This window comes from Streptomyces sp. NPDC005899, from assembly GCF_040629645.1.
GTDB lineage: Bacteria > Actinomycetota > Actinomycetes > Streptomycetales > Streptomycetaceae > Streptomyces.
On the sequence record NZ_JBEXWB010000003.1, the window covers coordinates 43,472 to 62,397 of the forward strand.

Here is an 18,926-nt window from a genome sequence, read left to right on the forward strand (position 1 = left end):
GCCTAGTGGCCTCTGACAGCCGCGGGGCCGCCGGTATGGGCTGAACCTTCCTTCCTCGGAGACCTTCATGCCTGGCGGAGTTGCGCCGCGCTCCGACGTCACGCGCCATGGGTAGAAGGCCCCGTCCGCGGGTCACAGAAGGAGGACCAATGCGTCGCATGACTGTCGGTGCCGTCCTGACCGCCGCACTTCTCGCAGGGCCCGCTGCCGTCACCGCAGAAGCGCAGCCGACGGGGGTGACCCAAGCAACCACGGTGCAGACCTCCCAGAGCCAAGCGCAGGATGACGACAAGAAGGACGACGACAACGGAGGATGGGGGCTCTGGGGCCTCGCAGGCCTTCTGGGTCTGCTCGGTCTCATTCCTCGTCGGCGAAAGACACCCGACACGGGAACTCACCGGAGCACAGGAACCGGATCGCACCCCACTGATCGTCCGTGAGGCGGATGCTCCATCAGTCCAGTCCGGCTTCTTGGCTGAACATCAGTGTCTGACACCAACGCGGGCGAACGACACCGGTCGTCGTCGTGTCTCCACGGACCACCCGTACTGGCGCGGCTTGACCCGAGCGGCGTAAACGTGCGCCGGTGCTCGACCTGATAGGGATGGGGCTCGAAGCTGTGCCAGGCGGGGCGCCGCCCGATCGATGGGCGTCGCCCCGTCAGCTTGACTCGGCTGTTGAGACTCCGCCGGCCGCGCGAATATGCGTGGGCGGCTGGGCCATTAATGATCCAGCCGCCCACGTCTACCCGTTACTTCCGACGCAGAAGGACGCGAAGGACTTCAGCTACGTCCTTGCGATTGCAGCGCAGGAGAGCCAGGACCCCGAAGATCAGGAAAATCACCAGGCTCAGAGCGATCAGTGCTGCCGTGATTTCGTTTTCGAGCATGCGGAACTACGCCTCTCTTGAAGGCGTAGACGGCATGGCCAACCGGGTGAGCCCGCTGCGGCACTTCGCTCCAGCACGATCTACGTGTGAATGTTGATGTTGCTCTTGAAGTAAGCGGCGCTCAAGTGTACGTGGGTGGGCGCAGTACAGCAACGAAGTACAGCAACCACGGCGAACACTGGCGAATGTCCCGAACCGTAGGCATCCCCTTCACCAGGGCGGGAGGCGGTGCCAGCAGAGCCACGCGTGCCAGATCCATCCCAGAACGAGCGGTCAGCCACGGTCAATCGGGGTGCATCAGGGCTCAGACACACGCCGACGGGCTCAGTGTCGGTGACTTCGAGGCGCCGAACTGCGGGGTCTGCTGTCGCAGTGTCAGGTTCGCGTGTCAGCACGCGGGAACCGGAAGAATCTGATCTTCCAGCGGCAGGATCCACGGCCGACCCTCGCGTGCCGGATTCGCGCCCTCGCGTCGTTGCTCGGTGATTGCCTCACCGAACTGGTGCGGGCTCAGCCCGGTGGCCAGGGCTGCCGGGACGACTCGGACGCCGAGCTCACACCAGCGCAGCGAGATCGTCGCGCAGAGCGACGGCATGGCACGATGGCCGCCATGTCAGGTCAGTTCTGGGTGTCACTCATATCGCTGGGCGGCGTCGTACTCGGCGGCTCGTTGTCCTACCTCGTGCAGCACAGAACCCAGCTCTCGGCGGAACGCGCTGAACAACGACGGCAGAAGATCGCCTTGTCGGAGGCCCGGCGCGGAGAACGGCTGGCGCTGCTGGAGCGGTTCATCGAGGTGGGGGCCGCAGCCGAACGCTCTGCCTTCAGCCGGCCGTCCGAGTGGGAGGACACCGACGCCTGGTTCCTCACGACCCGGGACGTCATGAACAAGCTGTGGGTCGCGGAGCGGCTCATCCGCATCCAGTTCCCCCTGCCCGTGCACGACGCGGCACGCGCGTACTTCCTCGACCTCAACCGGACGGTGTGGGAAGGCTTGCCCGACGGCGAAAGCGTACGTGACTATCTGGAGGACAACCGGTTGGCGTTTCTGGACGCGGCCCGCGCGGTCATGGGGTAGCGCACTGCCCGATCCCGAAGCGTGCGGCGGTCCTTCGCGGAGTCTGCGTACAGACCCTTCCGTACTCGCTGAATGTGGTCCCGCACGGTGGGTGTGTGGCGCTTCAAGTCGACGTCTGACCAGCGGAGTCCAAGGGGCTCTTCTCGCCGCAGACCCAAAGCCACGACGAGCGCGAACGCCGCGTACAGCGGGTCGTTCCTCGCAGCCTCCGCTGTGCACGAGTGTTGACCGACGAAGACCGGCCTAGGGTCGGCGCCAGGCTTACGAAGCACGTGCCCGATCGTGCACGAACAGCGAGGATCGACGGGTGATGAAGGGCGACGCGCACGCGAAAGGCGCCCGGCCGATTCGCGGTCGGGCCTTCGACTGCCGTGGTGGCGGGATTTCCGGTGATGGATCAGGGCGCGTTCCGTCACCTCCTCGCCAAGGTGGTCCGTGGTGGCAGACCGGGCGGTGGTGTGTCGCGTGTTCGTCACAACGCCGGGCGTTCGCCCCACGTCCGTAGGGGGCGAGCGGCAGGATGATGCCGTGGAGATCGCGAAGCTGGTACTGGAGTACGTCAAAGCCCTGGCCTGGCCGGTGTTCGCGGCTGTTCTCCTCTGGACTGTGAGGGTTCAACTCAAAGGCGCCGTCAGTCGGTTGACGCGTGTGGAGACGCCGGCGGGGAGCGCCGAGTTCGCGGCGGCGGCAGCCGACGTACTCGATGACGCGGAAGAGCTCGCTCTGTCCACGGCCGGCGGTCCGGAGCCGGTCGTGGTGGTACCGAGGCCGGCTGCCTCCTCATCCGACGTGGAGGGCAGCCGTGTCGAGCCCGAGGCCGATGCGGACACTGACGATGCGGACACTGACGACGGAGCAATGCCCGATGACCGGGTGCCGGAGGATCGGCGACTGAGGCAGAGGGTGGTGGAGGTGCTGGAGAGCGTGCCCTACCTCCTGGATCCGCCGGACTTCGAGTCGAGTGTGTCAGGAAAGCGCTTCAGGAAGGCGTTGCATACAGCACCCGTCGCTCCCAGGGCTGCGGTGATGCGTGCATGGGAGGCCCTGGAAACATGTTTTCAGGAAGTGATGTGGGCCCGCGGAATCGAGACCGAGGGGCAGGACGCGCCCTTCGTCGGGCCGACCGAACGCAGACGGGTGGCCATCGAAGCCCTGGGGCTGTCCCGTGAGGCACTGGACGTCTACGTGCGACTGCGCAAGCTGCGCAATCGGGCGGTCCACACCAGCGAGGAAGTGACCGTCGCTGCTGCCGAGGACTTCGTCCGCAGCTGCCGGGCCATCGCGATCGAGTTGCAACGGTCCCGCTGAGTGCCGCTTCGGGCAGGCCAGGGCTGTCTCGACCGGATTCCGTATTCCGGATCGCAAAGGGACCTCCGCGTACCCACTCACTGACAATGACCGCCATGCATGACCTCCCTCCATGCCAATCCGCTGTTCACCCGGCTCGCCGACGCCGAGCGTGGCCTCCTCGCCGGAGCGGGCCCTTGGCTCTCGACCTGATGCACCAGGGCAAGGAGGTCCACCTCGCCAATCTCTCCTCCAGCGCGCTGGAAGGCCTTCTGCTGGAGGAGTGGGTGGCGCCTGATGTCGTCGTCGTCACGCCGGGGTCGGCGCCGCACCAGAGCTGGTTCCCCGAGCGGACCCTCGCCCAGTGACTCGACCGGCAGGACTGTCCGTCGACCGTGTACGCCTTCCCACGGACCGGGGTGCTGCCCCTGCGTGCCGCGTACGAAGCTCTGGTCCAGCGGCACCGGCCGGACGCGGTGGCGCTCGGCGACGGGGGTACGGACATCCTGATGCGCCGGGACGGGGCCGGGCTCGGGACTCCGGGGGAGGCATGCGTGCGGCGGCGACTCCCGGGTAGTCGGCAGCGCAAGCCGTTACCGAGCGATAGAAGGGTGATCACCATGTCCTCCTCCCTCGTCGAGACCGTCGACATCAAGGCGCCCGTCGCAGTCACCTGGGCCCTGTGGAGCGACGTCACCCAGTGGCCGAAGTTCCTGAGCCACGTCCGGCGGGTCGACCCCATGGACGAGCGCCGGTTCTCCTGGCAGCTCTCCCTGCCGGGCGCGGACAAGGGCTTCGTCGCCGAGCTCACCGAGGTCGTCCCGCAGGAGAGGATCGCCTGGAAGACCATCGAGGGCGTCCACCACGCCGGTGTCGTGACGTTCCACCGGATCGACGACACCACGAGCCGGGTCGCCCTCCAGATCGAGTACGACCCCAAGGGGTTCGTGGAGCACCTCGGCGCGCTCACCAACCTCGATTCGGCGCTGGCCAACTACGACCTGGGCGAGTTCCAGAAGCTGGCCGAGGCCACGGCCGCCGGAGAAGCGCCCAGGGGTCTCTGAACGGATCACGACCGCAGGTCGTGGGTGACGGGGGGCCCGGGGTCTCTGCACGGATCACGGCCGGGGGTGACGGACCCTGGGCTGATCCCGGGGCCCCTCTACGCTGCCTGCTCAGCCCCCGGGCGTCCGTGCCGGTCCCATGCGGTCCGTGCGAGGGCCCGGGACGGACCGTGCGGTCCGTGCGAGGGCCCGGGACGGACCCGCACGGCCACAGCGGGTCGGCCGTGCGACTCCGGCACGGACCCGCACGGCCGACCCGCCGTGGCCGCCTGCCGCCGCTCGTGCGTGACACCAGTGCCCGGGACTGGGACCCGTCACCGTCCCAGGGCCCCTCGATCAGCGGCGGCATGCCGTCGGTGCCGTCACCCGAACGGGCGCGTCCCGGTCGTGGCCGGTGGGGTCGTCCCCCAGGGTCGTATCTGCCCGCAGCAGTGTGCGGGGTGGCCCGTCGAGTGGAGGAGTCCCCATGAGCCAGTCAGCGTCCGCACCCGGTTCCTCACGGCCCCCCGCCTCCGACTCGGGCAACGCGGGCAACCCCTGGGCCACCACGGGGGTGACGTTCGCCGGGGTCCTGCTTCTCATCGACGGCATCCTCGCCGTCGTCAAGGGGATCGCGGGTATCGCGTCCGACGACGTGTACGCGCGCATCGACGACTACACGTTCAAGTTCAACGTCACCGCCTGGGGCTGGATCCACCTCGTCCTCGGGGTGATCCTGCTGCTCGTCGGGTGGGGCATTCTCAAGGGTGCGGCCTGGGCCAGGGGCGTGGGTATCGGCCTGGCCGCGCTGAGCCTGATCGCCAATTTCATCTGGCTTCCGTACCAGCCGGTGTGGGCGGTCATCTCCGTCGCGCTCGACGTCTTCGTGATCTGGGCCCTGTGCGCCAACCGGTCGAAGCCGGTCTTCTGACGTGAGCCCGGGGCGAGGCGCCCGGGAGCCGGACGCCATCACCGCGCTGGCGGCCGAGGCGTACGTCTACGGATCCCCGCTCGTCCGCCGGCTGTCGGCCGTCCAGGCCGGTCTCCAAGAGGGCTGCGGGCTCCCGGGGCCCGTGGCGTTCAACGCCTTCGCCCATGCGGACGGGCCGGCCACTGCCGCCACCCGGGTCCCGTTCGCCCCGGCCGACCTGTCCGGGGGCCGGTCGGGTTGCACCTGCCGGACACCGGCGGGGCCTACCACGTCCTCCAGTTCGTCGACGCCTGGAGCAACGTCTTCGCCTACCTCGGCACCCGCGCCACCGGCACGGGCGAGGGCGACTGGCTGATCGTGCCGCCCGGCTGGGCGAGCACCGTGCCCGGCGGCGTGTCGGGAGTGGTCGACGCGCCCACCTCCGTGGTCTGCGTCGTCGGCCGTCTCGAGTGCGACGGGCCCGGGGACATGCTCCGGGTCAGGGCGCTCCAGCAGGAGCTGACGCTCACGCACCTGGGTGACCGCCCCCACCGGACCGGGCTTCCGGCGATCGAGCCCGGGGTGCCCCGGGAGCTCCGGTTCTTCGAGAGGCTGCGGGTGTGGATGGCGGACTTCCCGCCCGGTGCCGCCGATCGCGCGTACCAGGGCCGCTTCCAGCCCCTCGGGCTGCTGGAGGAGGGCGTGTGGCCGTACGTGTCGGCCGGGCCCGCCCTCGGGCGCGCGCTGGGGCGGGGGCTCGCCCTCGGCAGGGGGACTGGCCGCCCCACGGATACGAGGCGGTGTACGCCGACACGTCCCGTGATTCCCGGGGGCGCCCGCTCGACGGGTCCCACGGCTATGTCCTGCGCCTCGCGGAGCCGCCACCGGTCCGGGCGTTCGGGTCGCTGACCGTGTACGCCGACCCAGGGGGGCGCCTGGTCGGCGACGAGACCGGCCGCCGCACGATCGGGGACCGTACGCCCGGGCTCGTCCGCGCGGCCGACGGCTCGCTGACGCTCCACCTGTCCGCCGGACCGCCGGCGGACCCGGTCGCAGCGGCGAACTGGCTGCCGCTACCCGCGGGTGGCTTCCGCCCGCTGCTGCGGATGCACCAGCCTGACCAGCGGGTTCTTGACGGCAGCTATGTCATCCCGCCGATCGAGCGGCTCCGGGACGGACGGGGAGCCTAGGTCCTCGATGCGCGTTGTCAGTGGCGGGCGTCACACTGGAGGCATGTGCCGCAGCATCAAGACGCTTCGCCCGCCCGCCATCCCCGAAGACGCCTCGGAGGAGGAGATGAGAGCCGCAGCTCTGCAGTACGTGCGCAAGGTGTCGGGCTTCCGCGCGCCCGCCGCACACAACCAGGAGGTCTTCGACCGGGCCGTCGAAAAGATCGCCGAGGCGACCCGCGAACTGCTGGACGGCCTGGAGATACGGGGCGCCGCCCGGGTGTGACCGCACCGGCGCGGTGCCGCTCGGTCAGGTGCGCGCGCCGTTCGGGCGCGGGCCCGGTGGCGGGTCAGGAGCCGATCGGGGCACCGGTCGCCGGCGCCTGCCCGGCCCGGGAGGGCCTGCGGACGACGAGCGCCGCCAGGGAGCCCGCCAGGAACAGGGCGAGGACCGAGACCGCCGTGCCGAGCCACGTGGCGCCGAGCCACTGGCCACCGAAGTAGCCGAGGCCCACGCTGTACACCGCCCAGGCGACTCCCGCCAGGGCCGACCACGGCAGGAAGTCCACGGGCCTGCGGTGTGCGGCGCCCGCGCCCAGCGACACGACGGAGCGGCCGGCGGGCGCGAAACGGGCGATGACCACGAGGACGCCACCGCCACGGCTCAGGGCCGCCCCGAGGCGTTCCTGCGCGGCCGTCAGACGGCGCGAGCGCGCGATGGCCCGATCGAGGCGTTCGCCGCCCCGCCAGGCCAGGCGGTACGCGACGAGATCGCCGAGCAGGGAGGCGGTGGCCGCGCAGAGGGTCAGGGCGACCAGTGAGGGCACCTGCCGGGTCGCCTCGCCCGCCGCCGCGGTGACCGTCGTCGTGCTCGCCGCGGCGGCCGTGGCGGCCGTGATCACCAGCACACCGCTGGGAAGGAGGGGCAGGAAGACGTCCAGGAGCACCGAGAGGGCGACCACCGCGTAGATCCATGGGCTGCCTGTGAGCGCACCCACACTCTCGAGCACTTCTTACTCCCCGTTCCGTGTCACCGTGTCAACGCCGCGACGTCGCAGGGGAGCGGCAGGGGCGGCAGGGCCAGCGATCCAGAGTACGCCTCCGGTTCACCCGGTGTTCGCGCGGTGCCGGGCGATGTCGCGCAGGTCACGTGCCTGACGGACCGCACGCCCCGGCTCCCCTGGGGTGGGGGAGCCGGGGCGTGCGGCCGGAGCGGGAGCGCGGCCGGTCAGACCGAGACGGCCGGCGCCTGTTCGCGCCTGCCCTCTCCCTCGCGCGCCGAGCCGTCGCGGGAGGAGAACAGCCGGTCCAGGGCCAGGGCGCCGGGGCCGGTGAAGACCAGCAGGAGGAAGGCCCAGCAGAAGACCGCCGACGCCTCCCCGCCGTTCTGCAGGGGGAACAGCGCCTCGGGCTGGTGGACCTTGAAGTATGCGTACGCCATCGATCCCGAGGAGACGAAGGCGGCGGCCCGGGTGCCGAGGCCCACGGCGACGAGGACGCCGCCGACGAGCTGGATAACGGCCGCGTACCAGCCCGGCCACGTGCCGGCGGGTATGGAACCGCCTCCCATGGCGCCGCCCAGGACGCCGAAGAGTGATGCGGCGCCGTGGCAGGCGAAGAGGAAGCCGATGACGGCGCGGAACAGGCCGAGTGCGTACGGCTGCGCCCGGTTCAGGGAGGTGTGCATGGGGGGAGGCTCCTTCGGTCTGGGGACGTGAAACCGATCGGGGGCCCTCAGGTTAGGTACACCTCATTAGTGCTTGCAAGTTCAACATTCTGTTCAGTGGCTGAAAGTCGCTCAGTCGTTCGGGCTGAGCGTGCGCTCCAGAACCGTCTCCAGCTGCGCGCCTGTCGTCTTCTGTTTGGCCTGTACCAATGACAGCGCAGCGTTCCGGCCATGGAGGGTGAGGGTCATCAGCTGGTTGCCGAACCACGGGCCGCCCGTCTTGTGCCACCGCATCGCCGGGGGCTCGACCCGTCCGTGGCGGGCCAGGCCGCGACCGAGCCACCGGCCCGCCCGGCTCCAGCCGAAACGGAAGCCGGCCTTCATGGACGCGGGGACCGAGTTGTGGACGGGGGAGCAGGTCAGCTGCAGGATCCGTGAGTCGGGAGTGCCGCCCGGTGCGGAAGTGGGCCACTGGGGCTCCGCGATGTAGGCATGGTGCACATCGCCCGACAGCACACAAATAGTCGCCGGGGCGTCGGGGCCGCGCCCGGCCTCCCGCAACAGCTCCGAGAGCTGACGGAAGGACTCGGGGAAGGCGGCCCAATGTTCCAGGTCAGCGGCGCGCCGGACCTTCTCGCCGAGGCGCGCCCAGCGACCGTCCGGACCGCCTCGCTCGCCCCGGCACAGGGCGGCGTTCCAGTGCTCCGCATCGTGGACGAGCGGCGGCAGCAGCCACGGCAGCGAGGTGCCGACCAGGAGGTGGTCGTACTTCTCCGGGTCGGCGAGGGCCTCCTCGCGCATCCAGCGGGCCTCCTCGGCGGTGAGCATCGACCGCTGTTGTTCGTCCAGGACCCGGGCCGCCCGGGAGTCCACCATGAGCAGCCGTACTCGGCCGAAAACACGTCGGTAGCTCCACCGTGTGTACGTGGGGTCGGCGTCCGCCGCGGTGGCGTGCCGGCGCAGGATCTCGGTGCCGTCCGGGGCCGAGCGCACGGCGGCGTAGACCGGGTCGGCCTCCAGGGCCTCGGGGGAGAGGTTTCCGATGTGCTGGTAGACCCAGTACGACATCAGCCCGCTGACGATGCGCTTCTGCCACCACGGCGTGCCGCGCATGTCCTCGAGCCAGGCGCGGCTGGTGTTCCAGTCGTCGATCACGTCATGGTCGTCGAAGATCATGCAGCTGGGGACCGTGGACAGCAGCCATCGCACGTCCGGGTCGCGCCAGGACTCGTCGTAGAGGCAGGTGTACTCCTCGTAGTCGGCGACCTCCGCCCCGGGCGGCTCGTCCAGGTCGCGGCGGGCCGCGAGCCGCTGCCGGGTGGCCTCGGACGTCTCGTCCGCGTACACCTGATCGCCCAGGAGCAGCAGCACGTCGGGGCGTGTGCCCTGCGGGTCGGCGGCGAGCCGGGCGGCCAGGGTGTCGAGGGCGTCGGGGCCGACGGGGTCGTGTTCCTGGGCGGGCGGGGCCGCCCAGCGGCAGGAACCGAAGGCGACCCGGATCGGGGCGGCCTCCTCCGGCCGCTCGGACACGGCCGGTGTCGTGATCGTGCTCGCCGGGGAGCGGGAGTCCTCCGGCGGCCAGACCTGGCGGCCGTCGAGCAGTACCTCGTACGCCGTGGTGGAGCCGGGGGTCAGTCCCGTCACCACCACCAGGGCGTAGTGGTGCCCGGCGACCGTGAAGGTGGGTGAGGAGCCCGACGCCCCGTCCGCGCAGCGGACCTCGGCCGTGCAGGGACGGTTCGCCTCCACCCAGACGGTCGCCCGGGAGCCGGACTCCCAGTCGACGTACCGCAGCAGTGGTCCCAGGCGCAGCCCAGCCATGTCGTGCCCTCCTCGCGTATCCGTGACCGGTGGTGGTGAAGGACGGTTGCCGGGGCCGGGGCTCCGGCAACCGCTTCGTGACCGGTGGCTCCGAAGGGTACGGAACGGCGGAGGCGGGCGGGTAGGTCAGGGTCTTCGTGGTCACACCGCGGTCGCCACCGGTCCGGTGGGAGGGCGGCGGGACCGGTGGCGGGTCAGCAGCCGTTCAGCACGGACTGCAGAGCGCTCTTCTCGGTGGAGTCGACGCTCAGGCCGTAGTAGTGCTTCACGTGCACCCAGGCCCGGGCGTACGTGCAGCGGTAGGCCGTGCGTGACGGCAGCCACTCGCCCGGGTCCTGGTCGCTCTTGGCCTGGTTGACGTTGTCCGTGACCGCGATGAGCTGAGGCCGGGTCAGGTCGTTGGCGAAGGACTGGCGCTGGGCCGTGGTCCAGCCGCTCGCCCCGGAGCGCCACGCCTCGGCGAGCGGGACCATGTGGTCGATGTCCAGGTCGGCCGCCGCGGTCCAGGTGGCCCCGTCGTACTGCGAGTACCAACTCCCGCTCGTGGCGGCACAGGAGGAGTCCTGGACGACACCGGTGCCGTCGCGCTTGAGGACCACTTCGCGGGTGTTGCAGGCCCCTGACTGGGTGATCCAGTGCGGGAACTTGTCCCGGCTGTAGCCGGACGAGGAGCCCTCGGTGGAGACGGTGAGCGCGCTCAGGTACGTGCGGGCGGTCGCGGCGCTGACGGGAGTGGGCATCGCCGCCTGGGCGGTGGGGGCCGTGAGGAGCCCGGTGGTGGCCGCGAGCGCTGCGGAGGCGGCGACGACGGCTATGCGACGCGCGTAGATACCGGACATGTGAACTCCCTTGACGTGGGGGGATGTCGAGCCGACGGCCGACGGCCCGGGCCATCGTGCCGGGACCGGGTTTCCGTCGCGTGGTCGTCAGGTAACAGAGTGGCGACATGCGCACGTCACATCAAGAGGCAGGGCGATGGCTCTGACGTTCAGTCCGATAACTGTTCGAGCGGGGGAGGGGGAGGGTGAGGGAGGCGGCAAGGGGTCGTGCACGGTGACGAGGCGTCATTCCGCCGCCTGATCGCGGACCGTTTGTACCGGTGGCGAAAGGAGATCCGGCGCAGAGGTGTCGTCCGTGGTCCAGCGGCTGCCGTACTGCCTCCGAGCGCCCGGGCCCTGTGCTCGTGTCCGTTCGCCGGAACCAGGTCGTCGGGTCCGTGCGCGCGGCGTCCGTGCTCGGCGGAAGGCGCACCCGTGCGGCCTCCGCCGTCCCCTCCGTGCAGGCTCTCGTCAAGAAGGCGGGCCGTGCCTCCTCGGGAGGAGGCACGGCCCGCGGCTGCTCGACGCGGCGCCGGGCCTTGCGGGCTCGGCCGCCCCGTGCCCGTACGGCGGTCGCCGGGCTCACCGGCCTCGGGGAACAACCGGACGACCGTCGGCGTCGAGCGCTCCCGGCACCCGGCCGCGGTTGGTCGCCACCCGCGTCCCGGCACGAGGTGTGTCGGGTTGCGGTCCGGAGCGTGGGGCCCGTGTCCTCGCGGCCGCCTGCCGGGCTCACGCCGCCGTGGCTCAGGCCGCCGCGGTGCGGACCGTGCTGGGGCTGCGGCCCTTGTGGCGCTTGAAGGCGGCGCTGAAGCCGAAGGCGTCCGCGTAGCCGACGGTCCTGGCGATCTGGGCGATGCTGAGGTCGGTGTCGGCCAGGAGTGTCTCGGCTTCGTCCATGCGGCACTCGGTGAGGTAGGCGAGGGGTGGACGGCCCATCAGCTCGGTGAAGCGCCGGGCGAACAGCGCCCGGGAGACGCCGGCTCGGGCGGCCAGCGACGCGACCGTCCAGCTCTCGGCGGGCCGCCCGTGGAAGGCGTGCAGGGCGGGGGCGAGGACCGGGTCGGCGAGGCCGCGGTACCAGCCGGGCGCGTCGGCGCCCGCCCGGTCGAACCAGGTGCGCAGCGTGCAGACCAGGGCCCAGTCGAGGAGCCGGTCCATCAGCGCCTGCGAACCGGCGGAGAGCCGGGCGGCGTCGGCGGCGACGTTCTCCAGCCAGGCGCAGACCTCGGCGTCCTCGGAGATGACCAGGACGGGCGGCAGGGCGCGCAGGAGCCGTTCGTGGCGGTGCCCCGATGCGCGGTAGGCGCCCACGATCAGCGCGGTCGCTCCATGGGGGCCGGTGCCCCAGTGGATGCCGTCGAGTTCCTGGCCGGTGCACACGGCGTCCGCGGCGAAGCAGTTGATCTCGTACGCGGTGTGGGGGCGGTGGACAGTGGCGGGCTCGTCCGCGAGGCGGAAGGGGGCGGGGCCCCGGACGATGGCCGTGTCGCCCGCGCGGATCGCCCGCTCGGTGCCGTCGGACAGCAGCAGTGTGCCGCCCCCGCGCAGCACGTTGACCATGGTGAGCGGAGCGGCGTCGGCGAAGGTGATGCTCCAGGGCGCCGTCAGGACGGCATGGCTGACGACCGAGCCCTCGGCCCGGATGCCGCTCAGTAGCGAACTCAGAGGATCCACAGCGCGATCGTAGACGATCTCCTATGTTCCGGAGAGTTTCTCCCATGGATCATCCACGGCGCTGCGGTTGTACTGGACCCACCGCACAGATCGAGTTCTCGGGAGACAACCGTGCCGCAGCCCAGCAGTGACACCAGGACGGCCCTCGTCGTCCTCGCGCACCACCGCAGCGATTCCCTCACCGCCCACACCGCCCGCCGCGCGGCTGCCCGGCTGGAGGCCGCCGGGTACCGCATCGACCTGCTGGACCTGCACGCCGAGGGGTTCGACCCGCGGATGAACGAGGAGGACCAGCCGGACTGGGGCGACCGGGAGAAGACGTACTCGCGCGAGACGCACGCCCACATGCGGCGGATCCTCGACGCCGATGTCGTCGTCGCCGTCTTCCCGGTGTACTGGCAGAGCGTGCCCGCCGTCCTCAAGGGGTGGATCGACCGGGTGTGGAACTACGGGTTCGCCTACGGACGCAGCAAGCCCCGCCTGGCGGGCAAGCGGATGCTGTGGCTGGCCCTGGCCGGCGCCACCGGCGACGATCCCGTCGCGGAGTCGATGCAGGCCGTCCTCGAGGCCAACCTGAGCGACGGCATCGCCTACTACTGCGGCTTCTCCCGCTCCACCGTGGGCCTGCTCCTGGACGCGGAGGAGCGACCGCAGCGCGTCGACGCCGAGGGCAACCTCCTGGTCGGCGAAGCGGTCGCCGGCGCCGAGCGGGAGGCGCACTACACCGATTTCGACCGACGGGCAGGCAGGTACGTGGACGACTTCCTCGCGGACGAACTCGTGACGGCCTGACGGCTCCTCCATGAGCTGCTGACCGGCCTCGGCGCCGGCCATCCGACGACCCGGCCCACCTGTGGAGAGGGGGCACCACCGTCGTGCGGCGCGGCGCCCGGTGGTCCGGGACCGTCCGTCGTCGGCCCCGCGCGGGGGCCGGGGGCCGCCTACCGGGCGTCGACGTGGAGACGGATCGAGCCGTCCGCGAGTGTCTCCACCCGGAGCCGGGTGAGGTCGTAGACGTGGACGTCCGGGGCGAGGGCCGCGGCGCGGGGGCCGACGCCCACGATCCGCATGCCGGCTGCCCGGCCCGCCGTGATGCCCGCCTCGGAGTCCTCGAAGACGACGCAGTCGGCCGGGTCGAAGCCCAGCTCGGCCGCTCCCTTGAGGAAGCCCTCGGGGTCCGGCTTGCTGGCGCCCACCAGTTCGGCCGTGACGCGCACCTCCGGCACCGGCAGGGCGGCGGCCGCCATCCTGGCCTGGGCGAGGGCCTCGTCGGCCGACGTCACGAGGGCGTGCGGGAGTGCCGCGATGGCGGCCATGAAGGCGCCGGCGCCACCGATGGGCACCACGCCCTCGGTGTCCGCCGTCTCCTCGGCGAGCATGACCCGGTTCTCCGCGTAGTTCTGCTCCATGGGGCGGTCGGGCAGGAGGGCGGCCATGGTGGCGTACCCCTGGCGGCCGTGGACCACCCGGAGGGTCGCCTCGGGGTCGAGTCCCTGGCGCAGCGCCCACCGGCGCCAGCAGCGCTCCACCACCGCGTCGGAGTTCACGAGGGTGCCGTCCATGTCCAGCAGGAGGGCGCGGGCTTCGAGGACGGTGGCCGACATGGGCAGGCTCCAGGGCGCGGGGGGAGTGCGTACGGGCACGCGGGTGCGGGCTGAGCGCGCACACCGGTGCGGGTCGGGAGACAAGCGGCCCCGCCCGCCGGTCAGGGAGAACGGGCGGAGGCCACTTTGTTCCTCCACGATACAAAAACCGGCGCCCGAACGCCAATCACGCTGGTCCCGGCCCCCCGGCGATCCCCGTCCGGACCGGTCCGAACGGGGATCGCGGGTACTCCCCGGTCCGCTCGGCCCGTCCCCGGGGCCGCCTCCGTCAGGACCGGCGCCCCGTCCCGGTCGTCTGTGCCTCCAGGGCGCGGCGCGTCTCCGGCCCGTAGACGCCCGGTGGGTCGCTCCGGACCGAGACCCACCGCTGGAAGTCCCTCACGGCGGCCTCCACCCGGCTCGAGTAATCCGCGTCGGCCGGCCCGCGGTAGACCCATATCTCCTGCATCCGGCGCTGGAGCTCGGCCACCTCGGGGCCGCTGTCGCCGGGTCGCAGCGTGGTCCCGGCCGCCAGGGCGGGGGCTGTCGGCGACGCCTGTGCCGACGCGGTCCGCGTCGGCGACACGGACGGTGACGGTGTCCTGGAAGCGGTGGCCGAGGCGGACGCCGACGGGCTCCGGGGCGGTGAAGGGGAGGAAGAGGCCGACGCCGACGCCGACGCCGGTGAGGCGGACGGGGGCGGGGTGGACGAGGGCGGTGCGGACGGGGACGCGGACGCGGAGGCGCTCGGCTCACCGCTCAGGTCCGGGATGCTCGTCGTGAGCTCGGGCAGGGCCTCGTCACCCCGGTCGCCGTCGTCGAACAGGCCGCTCGCGAACGCCGCCGTCCCCACCACCAGGGCGACGGCCGCACCCACGGCGACGGCGGCGAGCGGCCGCCGTCGGCGGGGCCGGACGGGGTCGGGACCGGTGCCCGCGTAGTCCGCGACGCTGCGCCGGTGCGCGCCGTCCGCGGTGGTGGCGCCGGCCGGCGGGCCCTGGCTGCTCACGGCCCCGGCGCCGCCGCCCGGCGGGGGATCCCCCAGGAAGAGCGGCATGGTCGTGTCCGCGGCCGGTGCGCCGTGATCCTCGGAGTCGTCGCTCGTCAGCGTCACGTACGGCCGGATCCGCAGCGGGTCGAAGTCCTCCGCCGCGGCCATCTCCGCCGAACGCGCGGCCAGGTGCCCGTCACCGGGCGGCCGGACCGGACCGGCCCCGCAGACGCACCCGGGCCCGGGGCCCGCCCCGGGCTCCGGTCTCGCACGCAGCTCGCCGCCGCACTCCGGGCATATGTGTCCGGTCATCGTGGGTTCCCCTCCCCTTCGAAACTGCCTGCGATTATGCAGGCCGCCACGGGGAGGCCCGACGCCCGCACCATCCCTCGGCAGGCCATAACCGGGCACAGCGGCCAGGATGGGGGTGAAACGGACCTGAGGAGATGTCCATGGCCCAGCAGTTGAGCCCTCCCTCCCTCGCCCCGGGCGAGGGGCGGCCCCGGCGGAGTGTCCTGGTGGCCATCGGCGCGCTGCTCCTCGGCATGCTGCTCGCCGCACTCGATCAGACCATCGTGTCCACCGCGCTGCCGACGATCGTCAGCGAGCTGGGCGGCCTGGACCACCTGTCCTGGGTGGTCACCGCCTACCTGCTGGCGGCGACGGCCGCCACCCCGCTGTGGGGGAAGCTCGGCGACCAGTACGGGCGCAAGAGGCTCTTCCAGATCGCCATCGTCATCTTCCTCATCGGCTCGGCCCTCTGCGGCATGGCCCAGAACATGCCCCAGCTCATCGCCTTCCGGGCGCTCCAGGGGCTCGGCGGCGGCGGGCTGATGGTCCTGTCGATGGCGATCGTCGGCGACCTCGTCAGCCCGCGCGAACGCGGCAGGTACCAAGGGCTGTTCGGTGCGGTGTTCGGGGCCACGAGTGTCCTGGGGCCGCTGCTCGGCGGCTTCTTCACCCAGCACCTCAGCTGGCGCTGGGTCTTCTACATCAACCTGCCGATCGGTGTCGTCGCCCTGCTCGTGATCGCCACCGTCCTGCACATCCCGGTGCGCCGCACCAAGCACACCATCGACTACCTGGGCACCTTCCTCATCGCCGCCGTGGCCACCTGCCTCGTCCTCGTCGCCTCGCTGGGCGGCACGACGTGGGCCTGGGGTTCCGTCCGGATCATCGCCCTCGCCGTACTCGCCGTGGTGCTCCTCGCGGCGTTCGTCGCGGCCGAGCACCGGGCGGCGGAACCCGTGCTGCCGCTGCGGCTGTTCCGGCTCCGCACCTTCAGCCTCGTCGCCGCCATCAGCTTCGTCATCGGCTTCGCGATGTTCGGCGCGATGACGTACCTGCCGACCTTCCTCCAGGTGGTCCACGGCATCACACCGACCCTGTCCGGCGTGCACATGCTGCCCATGGTGTTCGGCATGCTGATCACCTCGACGGGCTCCGGCCAGATCGTCAGCCGTACGGGCCGGTGGAAGGTCTTCCCGATCGCCGGCACCGCCGTCACCACGATCGGCCTGCTGCTCCTGCACCGGCTCTCGCCGACCAGCTCCACCTGGGAGATGAGCGTCTACTTCTTCGTCTTCGGTGCCGGACTCGGCCTGGTGATGCAGGTGCTCGTACTGATCGTGCAGAACGCCGTGAGCTACGACAACCTGGGTGTCGCCACCTCCGGAGCGACCTTCTTCCGGTCCATCGGCGCCTCGTTCGGCGTGGCGGTCTTCGGCACGGTCTTCACCAACCGGCTCACCGGCAAACTCACCGAGGCCCTCGCCGGCCGCTCACTCCCGCCCGGCGTCGACGCCGAGGGCCTGGCGGCCGATCCGCGGGCCATCGGCCGGCTCCCGGCGGATCTGCGCTCCTCGATCCTCGGGGCCTACTCGGCGTCGATCACCGACGTGTTCCTGTACGCGGCACCCGTCGTCCTCGTCGCCTTCTTCCTGGCCTGGTTCCTCAAGGAGGACCGGCTGCGCGGATCCGTGACCGCCCCCGACACCAGCGAGACCCTCGCCTCCAATCCCGTCCACCGCTCCTCGTACGACGAGTGCGCCCGCGCGCTGTCCGTCCTGGCCACGCGCGAGGGGCGCCGGGAGATCTACGAGAAGATCACGGCCCGGGCCGGGTACGACCTGCTGCCCGCGTCCAGCTGGCTCCTGCTGCGCATCCGGCGGCACGGTGCCGTCGAGCCCGCGCGGCTAGCGGAGGTCGCCCCCGTGCCGCTGAGCGTCATCACCGCTGCCGCCCGCGAGGTGGAGGGGCGGGGCCTCGCCCGGCGGGACGGCATCCAGCTCGTCCTCACCGAACGGGGCGCGGAGGCCGTGGTCGAACTCGCGCACGCCCGCGAGGAGTCGCTGGCCGAGCTGCTGGGGGACTGGTGGGGCCCGGACCGGCCGACCGACCTGGTGCGCCTCGTGACGGAGCTGACCACCGAGGTGAGCGGATCGAGCAGGGAGCGTCCGCACATGCCCGAACCGCGACGGGACCACTCGACCTGACGGCCTGCGCACCCGGGCCCGCACGGCCGTGGAGCCGAAGCCGGCTCTCAGCGCGGAGCACCTGGCCGGGCCGGGAAGAGACCGGGCGCGGAAGAGACCCGGACTCGCGCTTCCCGAGTCCCCGGGCCCCGCCCTGTCCCCGTTCTGCCCCGCCGACCCCCGACCTGCCCCGCCCGGCCCCAGGCCCGGCTCACAGTTCCTTGGCGAACCAGTGCTCCGCGTACGGCCCCCCGTTGAACGCCGGCACCTCGCGGTACCCGTGCTTGGCGTACAGCCCGCGTGCCTCCACCAGGTCGTTGCGGGTGTCCAGCCGCAGGCGCCGCGCCCCGCAGTCCCGCGCGGCACTCTCCACCGCCGCCAGCAGCAGGCCGCCGCCGCCCGTGGAGCGGAACGCCGGGCGCACGTACACCCGGGTCAGTTCCGCCGTCGTACCGTCGACCATCAGCAGTCCGGCGCAGCTCGCCGGCTTGCCCCCGTAGCGCCCGACGAAGAACTCCCCGGTGGGCGCGGTGAGCAGTTCGACGCCGTCACCGGCCAGCCCCTCGTCGATCTCCCGCTCGGTGGCGGGCCGCTCCCAGTAGCGGCTCGCCACCTCGTCGTAGTAGTCGCGGCGCAGCAGCGTCGCGTCGGGGGTGTCGAAGCGTTCGGGGGCCACGGTCCATGTCATCGGGCCATTCTGGCTCCGACGCGGTCGTCCGCCGAACGAATTGACGAGCGGACCGGGGAACCGGCCGGGTGTCACCGTCAGGCCCGCCGGGACCGGCGCCGCCGCCCCAGCCACACCAGGGCCCCGGCGATCGAGAGCGCGGCGGCGAGTACGGTCAGCAGCCAGACGGGGATCCCGCCGGCCGTCAGCAGCGCCTCGCGGTGGCGGACCGTGCGGTACGGGGTGTCGGCGCGGGCCTCGCGCAGCTCGTGGTCGCCGTCGATCCGGGCCGGCTCGGGGAAGTCCTGGTCGATCGCGGTCAGGAACGCCGGCCCACCGCCCACCAGCCGGCCCACCGCGCCGTCCGCCGCCCCGGGCTCCAGGCGGCCCGCGAACCTCACCTCCGGCTCCCGCCCGCCGATCCGCCCGCTCGTCTCCATCCGGTGCCCCGCGAGCACGTACAGGCCGAGGCTCTGCGCGGTCCGGGCCAGCCGGGACAGGCGCATCGGATAGACCGGCCGCTCACTGGCGAAGCGGAGCCGCAGCGGGTCGAGCGCGCCCTGGAGCACGGCTCCGCGCTCCCGCGGGGCCAGGCGTACGGCGACGTACTCCCACTCCCGCTCGACGTAGGGCCGCAGGGCGTCCGCCAGCCGGCCGGGCAGCTCGAAGCCGTTGGCGTCCAGCCAGCTCCGCAGCGCCTCCGGGTCGGCCGCCGTCAACCGTGCCACGTCGAACGGTCCGAGCCGCCGCCGGTCCACGACGCCGACCGGTGCCCCCCGGCGCGCTCCCCGGGCCGGGGGGCCCGCCCCGGCCGGCCGCCCGCGCGGCCCGAAGCCGGCCCCGGGCCCGAAGT

The 18,926-nt window shown here is 72.0% G+C and carries 21 protein-coding genes; 12 read left to right on the top strand and 9 right to left on the bottom strand.

Annotated features, from left to right (window positions below):
• The first annotated feature begins 158 nt into the window (after positions 1 to 158).
• The 10 genes from ABZ371_RS00935 to ABZ371_RS00980 all read left to right on the top strand — a co-directional run bounded on the left by ABZ371_RS00935 (position 159) and on the right by ABZ371_RS00980 (position 6,662).
• Positions 159 to 440, top strand: a complete 282-nt coding sequence (locus ABZ371_RS00935) for a WGxxGxxG family protein (protein ID WP_358672452.1) — start codon at positions 159 to 161, stop codon at positions 438 to 440.
• A 146-nt stretch (positions 441 to 586) separates the two neighbouring features.
• On the top strand, positions 587 to 910 hold the full coding sequence (locus ABZ371_RS00940; RefSeq protein WP_358672453.1) for a hypothetical protein: 324 nt from the start codon (positions 587 to 589) through the stop codon (positions 908 to 910).
• 580 nt (positions 911 to 1,490) lie between these two features.
• Entirely contained in the window at positions 1,491 to 1,967 is a 477-nt protein-coding gene (locus tag ABZ371_RS00945) for a hypothetical protein (RefSeq protein WP_358672472.1), read from the top strand.
• Between the two features lie 528 nt (positions 1,968 to 2,495).
• Positions 2,496 to 3,275: a hypothetical protein gene (locus ABZ371_RS00950; protein ID WP_358672454.1), complete on the top strand. Its 780-nt coding sequence runs from the start codon at positions 2,496 to 2,498 to the stop codon at positions 3,273 to 3,275.
• Positions 3,276 to 3,451: 176 nt separating this feature from the next.
• Complete coding sequence (locus ABZ371_RS00955) at positions 3,452 to 3,622, top strand: hypothetical protein (protein WP_358672455.1); 171 nt, start codon at positions 3,452 to 3,454, stop codon at positions 3,620 to 3,622.
• A 252-nt stretch (positions 3,623 to 3,874) separates the two neighbouring features.
• On the top strand, positions 3,875 to 4,318 hold the full coding sequence (locus ABZ371_RS00960; RefSeq protein WP_358672456.1) for an SRPBCC family protein: 444 nt from the start codon (positions 3,875 to 3,877) through the stop codon (positions 4,316 to 4,318).
• Between the two features lie 466 nt (positions 4,319 to 4,784).
• The gene (locus ABZ371_RS00965; RefSeq protein WP_358672457.1) at positions 4,785 to 5,228 is read left to right on the top strand and encodes a hypothetical protein; all 444 of its coding nucleotides are present in this window, start codon (positions 4,785 to 4,787) and stop codon (positions 5,226 to 5,228) included.
• Between the two features lie 237 nt (positions 5,229 to 5,465).
• A complete protein-coding gene (locus ABZ371_RS00970; protein ID WP_358672458.1) occupies positions 5,466 to 6,116 on the top strand; it encodes a DUF1254 domain-containing protein in 651 nt (216 codons plus the stop codon).
• Positions 6,008 to 6,397, top strand: coding sequence for a DUF1214 domain-containing protein (locus tag ABZ371_RS00975; RefSeq protein ID WP_358672459.1), 390 nt, complete (start codon positions 6,008 to 6,010; stop codon positions 6,395 to 6,397). Before ABZ371_RS00970 ends, ABZ371_RS00975 begins: the two co-directional genes overlap by 109 nt.
• Positions 6,398 to 6,440: 43 nt before the next feature.
• Positions 6,441 to 6,662, top strand: coding sequence for a DUF2277 domain-containing protein (locus ABZ371_RS00980; protein WP_358672460.1), 222 nt, complete (start codon positions 6,441 to 6,443; stop codon positions 6,660 to 6,662).
• A gap of 64 nt (positions 6,663 to 6,726) precedes the next feature.
• Here the strand turns inward: ABZ371_RS00980 and ABZ371_RS00985 are convergent, their stop codons facing one another.
• From ABZ371_RS00985 to ABZ371_RS01005, 5 genes are all read right to left on the bottom strand, one after another.
• Entirely contained in the window at positions 6,727 to 7,386 is a 660-nt protein-coding gene (locus tag ABZ371_RS00985) for a VTT domain-containing protein (protein ID WP_358672461.1), read from the bottom strand.
• Between the two features lie 218 nt (positions 7,387 to 7,604).
• The gene (locus ABZ371_RS00990; RefSeq protein ID WP_358672462.1) at positions 7,605 to 8,063 is read right to left on the bottom strand and encodes a DoxX family protein; all 459 of its coding nucleotides are present in this window, start codon (positions 8,061 to 8,063) and stop codon (positions 7,605 to 7,607) included.
• A gap of 111 nt (positions 8,064 to 8,174) precedes the next feature.
• Positions 8,175 to 9,863 carry an alkaline phosphatase D family protein gene (locus ABZ371_RS00995; protein WP_358672463.1) on the bottom strand — a complete coding sequence of 563 codons (1,689 nt, stop codon included), beginning with the start codon at positions 9,861 to 9,863 and terminating at the stop codon, positions 8,175 to 8,177.
• Positions 9,864 to 10,057: 194 nt separating this feature from the next.
• On the bottom strand, positions 10,058 to 10,702 hold the full coding sequence (locus tag ABZ371_RS01000) for an HNH endonuclease family protein (protein WP_358672464.1): 645 nt from the start codon (positions 10,700 to 10,702) through the stop codon (positions 10,058 to 10,060).
• 726 nt (positions 10,703 to 11,428) lie between these two features.
• On the bottom strand, positions 11,429 to 12,358 hold the full coding sequence (locus ABZ371_RS01005; protein WP_358672465.1) for an AraC family transcriptional regulator: 930 nt from the start codon (positions 12,356 to 12,358) through the stop codon (positions 11,429 to 11,431).
• A 111-nt stretch (positions 12,359 to 12,469) separates the two neighbouring features.
• Here ABZ371_RS01005 and ABZ371_RS01010 point away from each other — a divergent pair, with 111 nt between their 5' ends.
• On the top strand, positions 12,470 to 13,150 hold the full coding sequence (locus ABZ371_RS01010; protein WP_358672466.1) for an NAD(P)H oxidoreductase: 681 nt from the start codon (positions 12,470 to 12,472) through the stop codon (positions 13,148 to 13,150).
• Between the two features lie 149 nt (positions 13,151 to 13,299).
• Here the strand turns inward: ABZ371_RS01010 and ABZ371_RS01015 are convergent, their stop codons facing one another.
• The gene (locus ABZ371_RS01015; protein ID WP_358672467.1) at positions 13,300 to 13,962 is read right to left on the bottom strand and encodes an HAD-IA family hydrolase; all 663 of its coding nucleotides are present in this window, start codon (positions 13,960 to 13,962) and stop codon (positions 13,300 to 13,302) included.
• 268 nt (positions 13,963 to 14,230) lie between these two features.
• A complete protein-coding gene (locus tag ABZ371_RS01020; RefSeq protein ID WP_358672468.1) occupies positions 14,231 to 15,244 on the bottom strand; it encodes a peptidoglycan-binding domain-containing protein in 1,014 nt (337 codons plus the stop codon).
• A gap of 140 nt (positions 15,245 to 15,384) precedes the next feature.
• Between ABZ371_RS01020 and ABZ371_RS01025 the strand changes: the two genes are divergently transcribed.
• The gene (locus ABZ371_RS01025; protein ID WP_358672469.1) at positions 15,385 to 17,427 is read left to right on the top strand and encodes an MDR family MFS transporter; all 2,043 of its coding nucleotides are present in this window, start codon (positions 15,385 to 15,387) and stop codon (positions 17,425 to 17,427) included.
• A gap of 190 nt (positions 17,428 to 17,617) precedes the next feature.
• Here the strand turns inward: ABZ371_RS01025 and ABZ371_RS01030 are convergent, their stop codons facing one another.
• Both ABZ371_RS01030 and ABZ371_RS01035 read right to left on the bottom strand, forming a co-directional pair.
• Positions 17,618 to 18,094: a GNAT family N-acetyltransferase gene (locus tag ABZ371_RS01030; RefSeq protein WP_358672470.1), complete on the bottom strand. Its 477-nt coding sequence runs from the start codon at positions 18,092 to 18,094 to the stop codon at positions 17,618 to 17,620.
• A gap of 77 nt (positions 18,095 to 18,171) precedes the next feature.
• A partial coding sequence (locus tag ABZ371_RS01035) for a DUF2330 domain-containing protein (RefSeq protein ID WP_358672471.1) occupies positions 18,172 to 18,926 on the bottom strand: 755 nt, incomplete at its 5' end.

What these genes read in the sequence shown, in the direction of transcription:
- ABZ371_RS00995 (WP_358672463.1), bottom strand. Translation starts at nt 9,863, where the DNA reads ATGGCTGGGCTGCGCCTGGGACCACTGCTGCGGTACGTCGACTGGGAG.
- ABZ371_RS00990 (WP_358672462.1), bottom strand. Translation starts at nt 8,063, where the DNA reads ATGCACACCTCCCTGAACCGGGCGCAGCCGTACGCACTCGGCCTGTTC.
- ABZ371_RS01000 (WP_358672464.1), bottom strand. Translation starts at nt 10,702, where the DNA reads ATGTCCGGTATCTACGCGCGTCGCATAGCCGTCGTCGCCGCCTCCGCA.
- ABZ371_RS01025 (WP_358672469.1), top strand. Translation starts at nt 15,385, where the DNA reads ATGGCCCAGCAGTTGAGCCCTCCCTCCCTCGCCCCGGGCGAGGGGCGG.
- ABZ371_RS00980 (WP_358672460.1), top strand. Translation starts at nt 6,441, where the DNA reads ATGTGCCGCAGCATCAAGACGCTTCGCCCGCCCGCCATCCCCGAAGAC.
- ABZ371_RS01015 (WP_358672467.1), bottom strand. Translation starts at nt 13,962, where the DNA reads ATGTCGGCCACCGTCCTCGAAGCCCGCGCCCTCCTGCTGGACATGGAC.
- ABZ371_RS01030 (WP_358672470.1), bottom strand. Translation starts at nt 18,094, where the DNA reads ATGACATGGACCGTGGCCCCCGAACGCTTCGACACCCCCGACGCGACG.
- ABZ371_RS00945 (WP_358672472.1), top strand. Translation starts at nt 1,491, where the DNA reads ATGGCCGCCATGTCAGGTCAGTTCTGGGTGTCACTCATATCGCTGGGC.
- ABZ371_RS01020 (WP_358672468.1), bottom strand. Translation starts at nt 15,244, where the DNA reads ATGACCGGACACATATGCCCGGAGTGCGGCGGCGAGCTGCGTGCGAGA.
- ABZ371_RS00960 (WP_358672456.1), top strand. Translation starts at nt 3,875, where the DNA reads ATGTCCTCCTCCCTCGTCGAGACCGTCGACATCAAGGCGCCCGTCGCA.
- ABZ371_RS00935 (WP_358672452.1), top strand. Translation starts at nt 159, where the DNA reads ATGACTGTCGGTGCCGTCCTGACCGCCGCACTTCTCGCAGGGCCCGCT.
- ABZ371_RS00965 (WP_358672457.1), top strand. Translation starts at nt 4,785, where the DNA reads ATGAGCCAGTCAGCGTCCGCACCCGGTTCCTCACGGCCCCCCGCCTCC.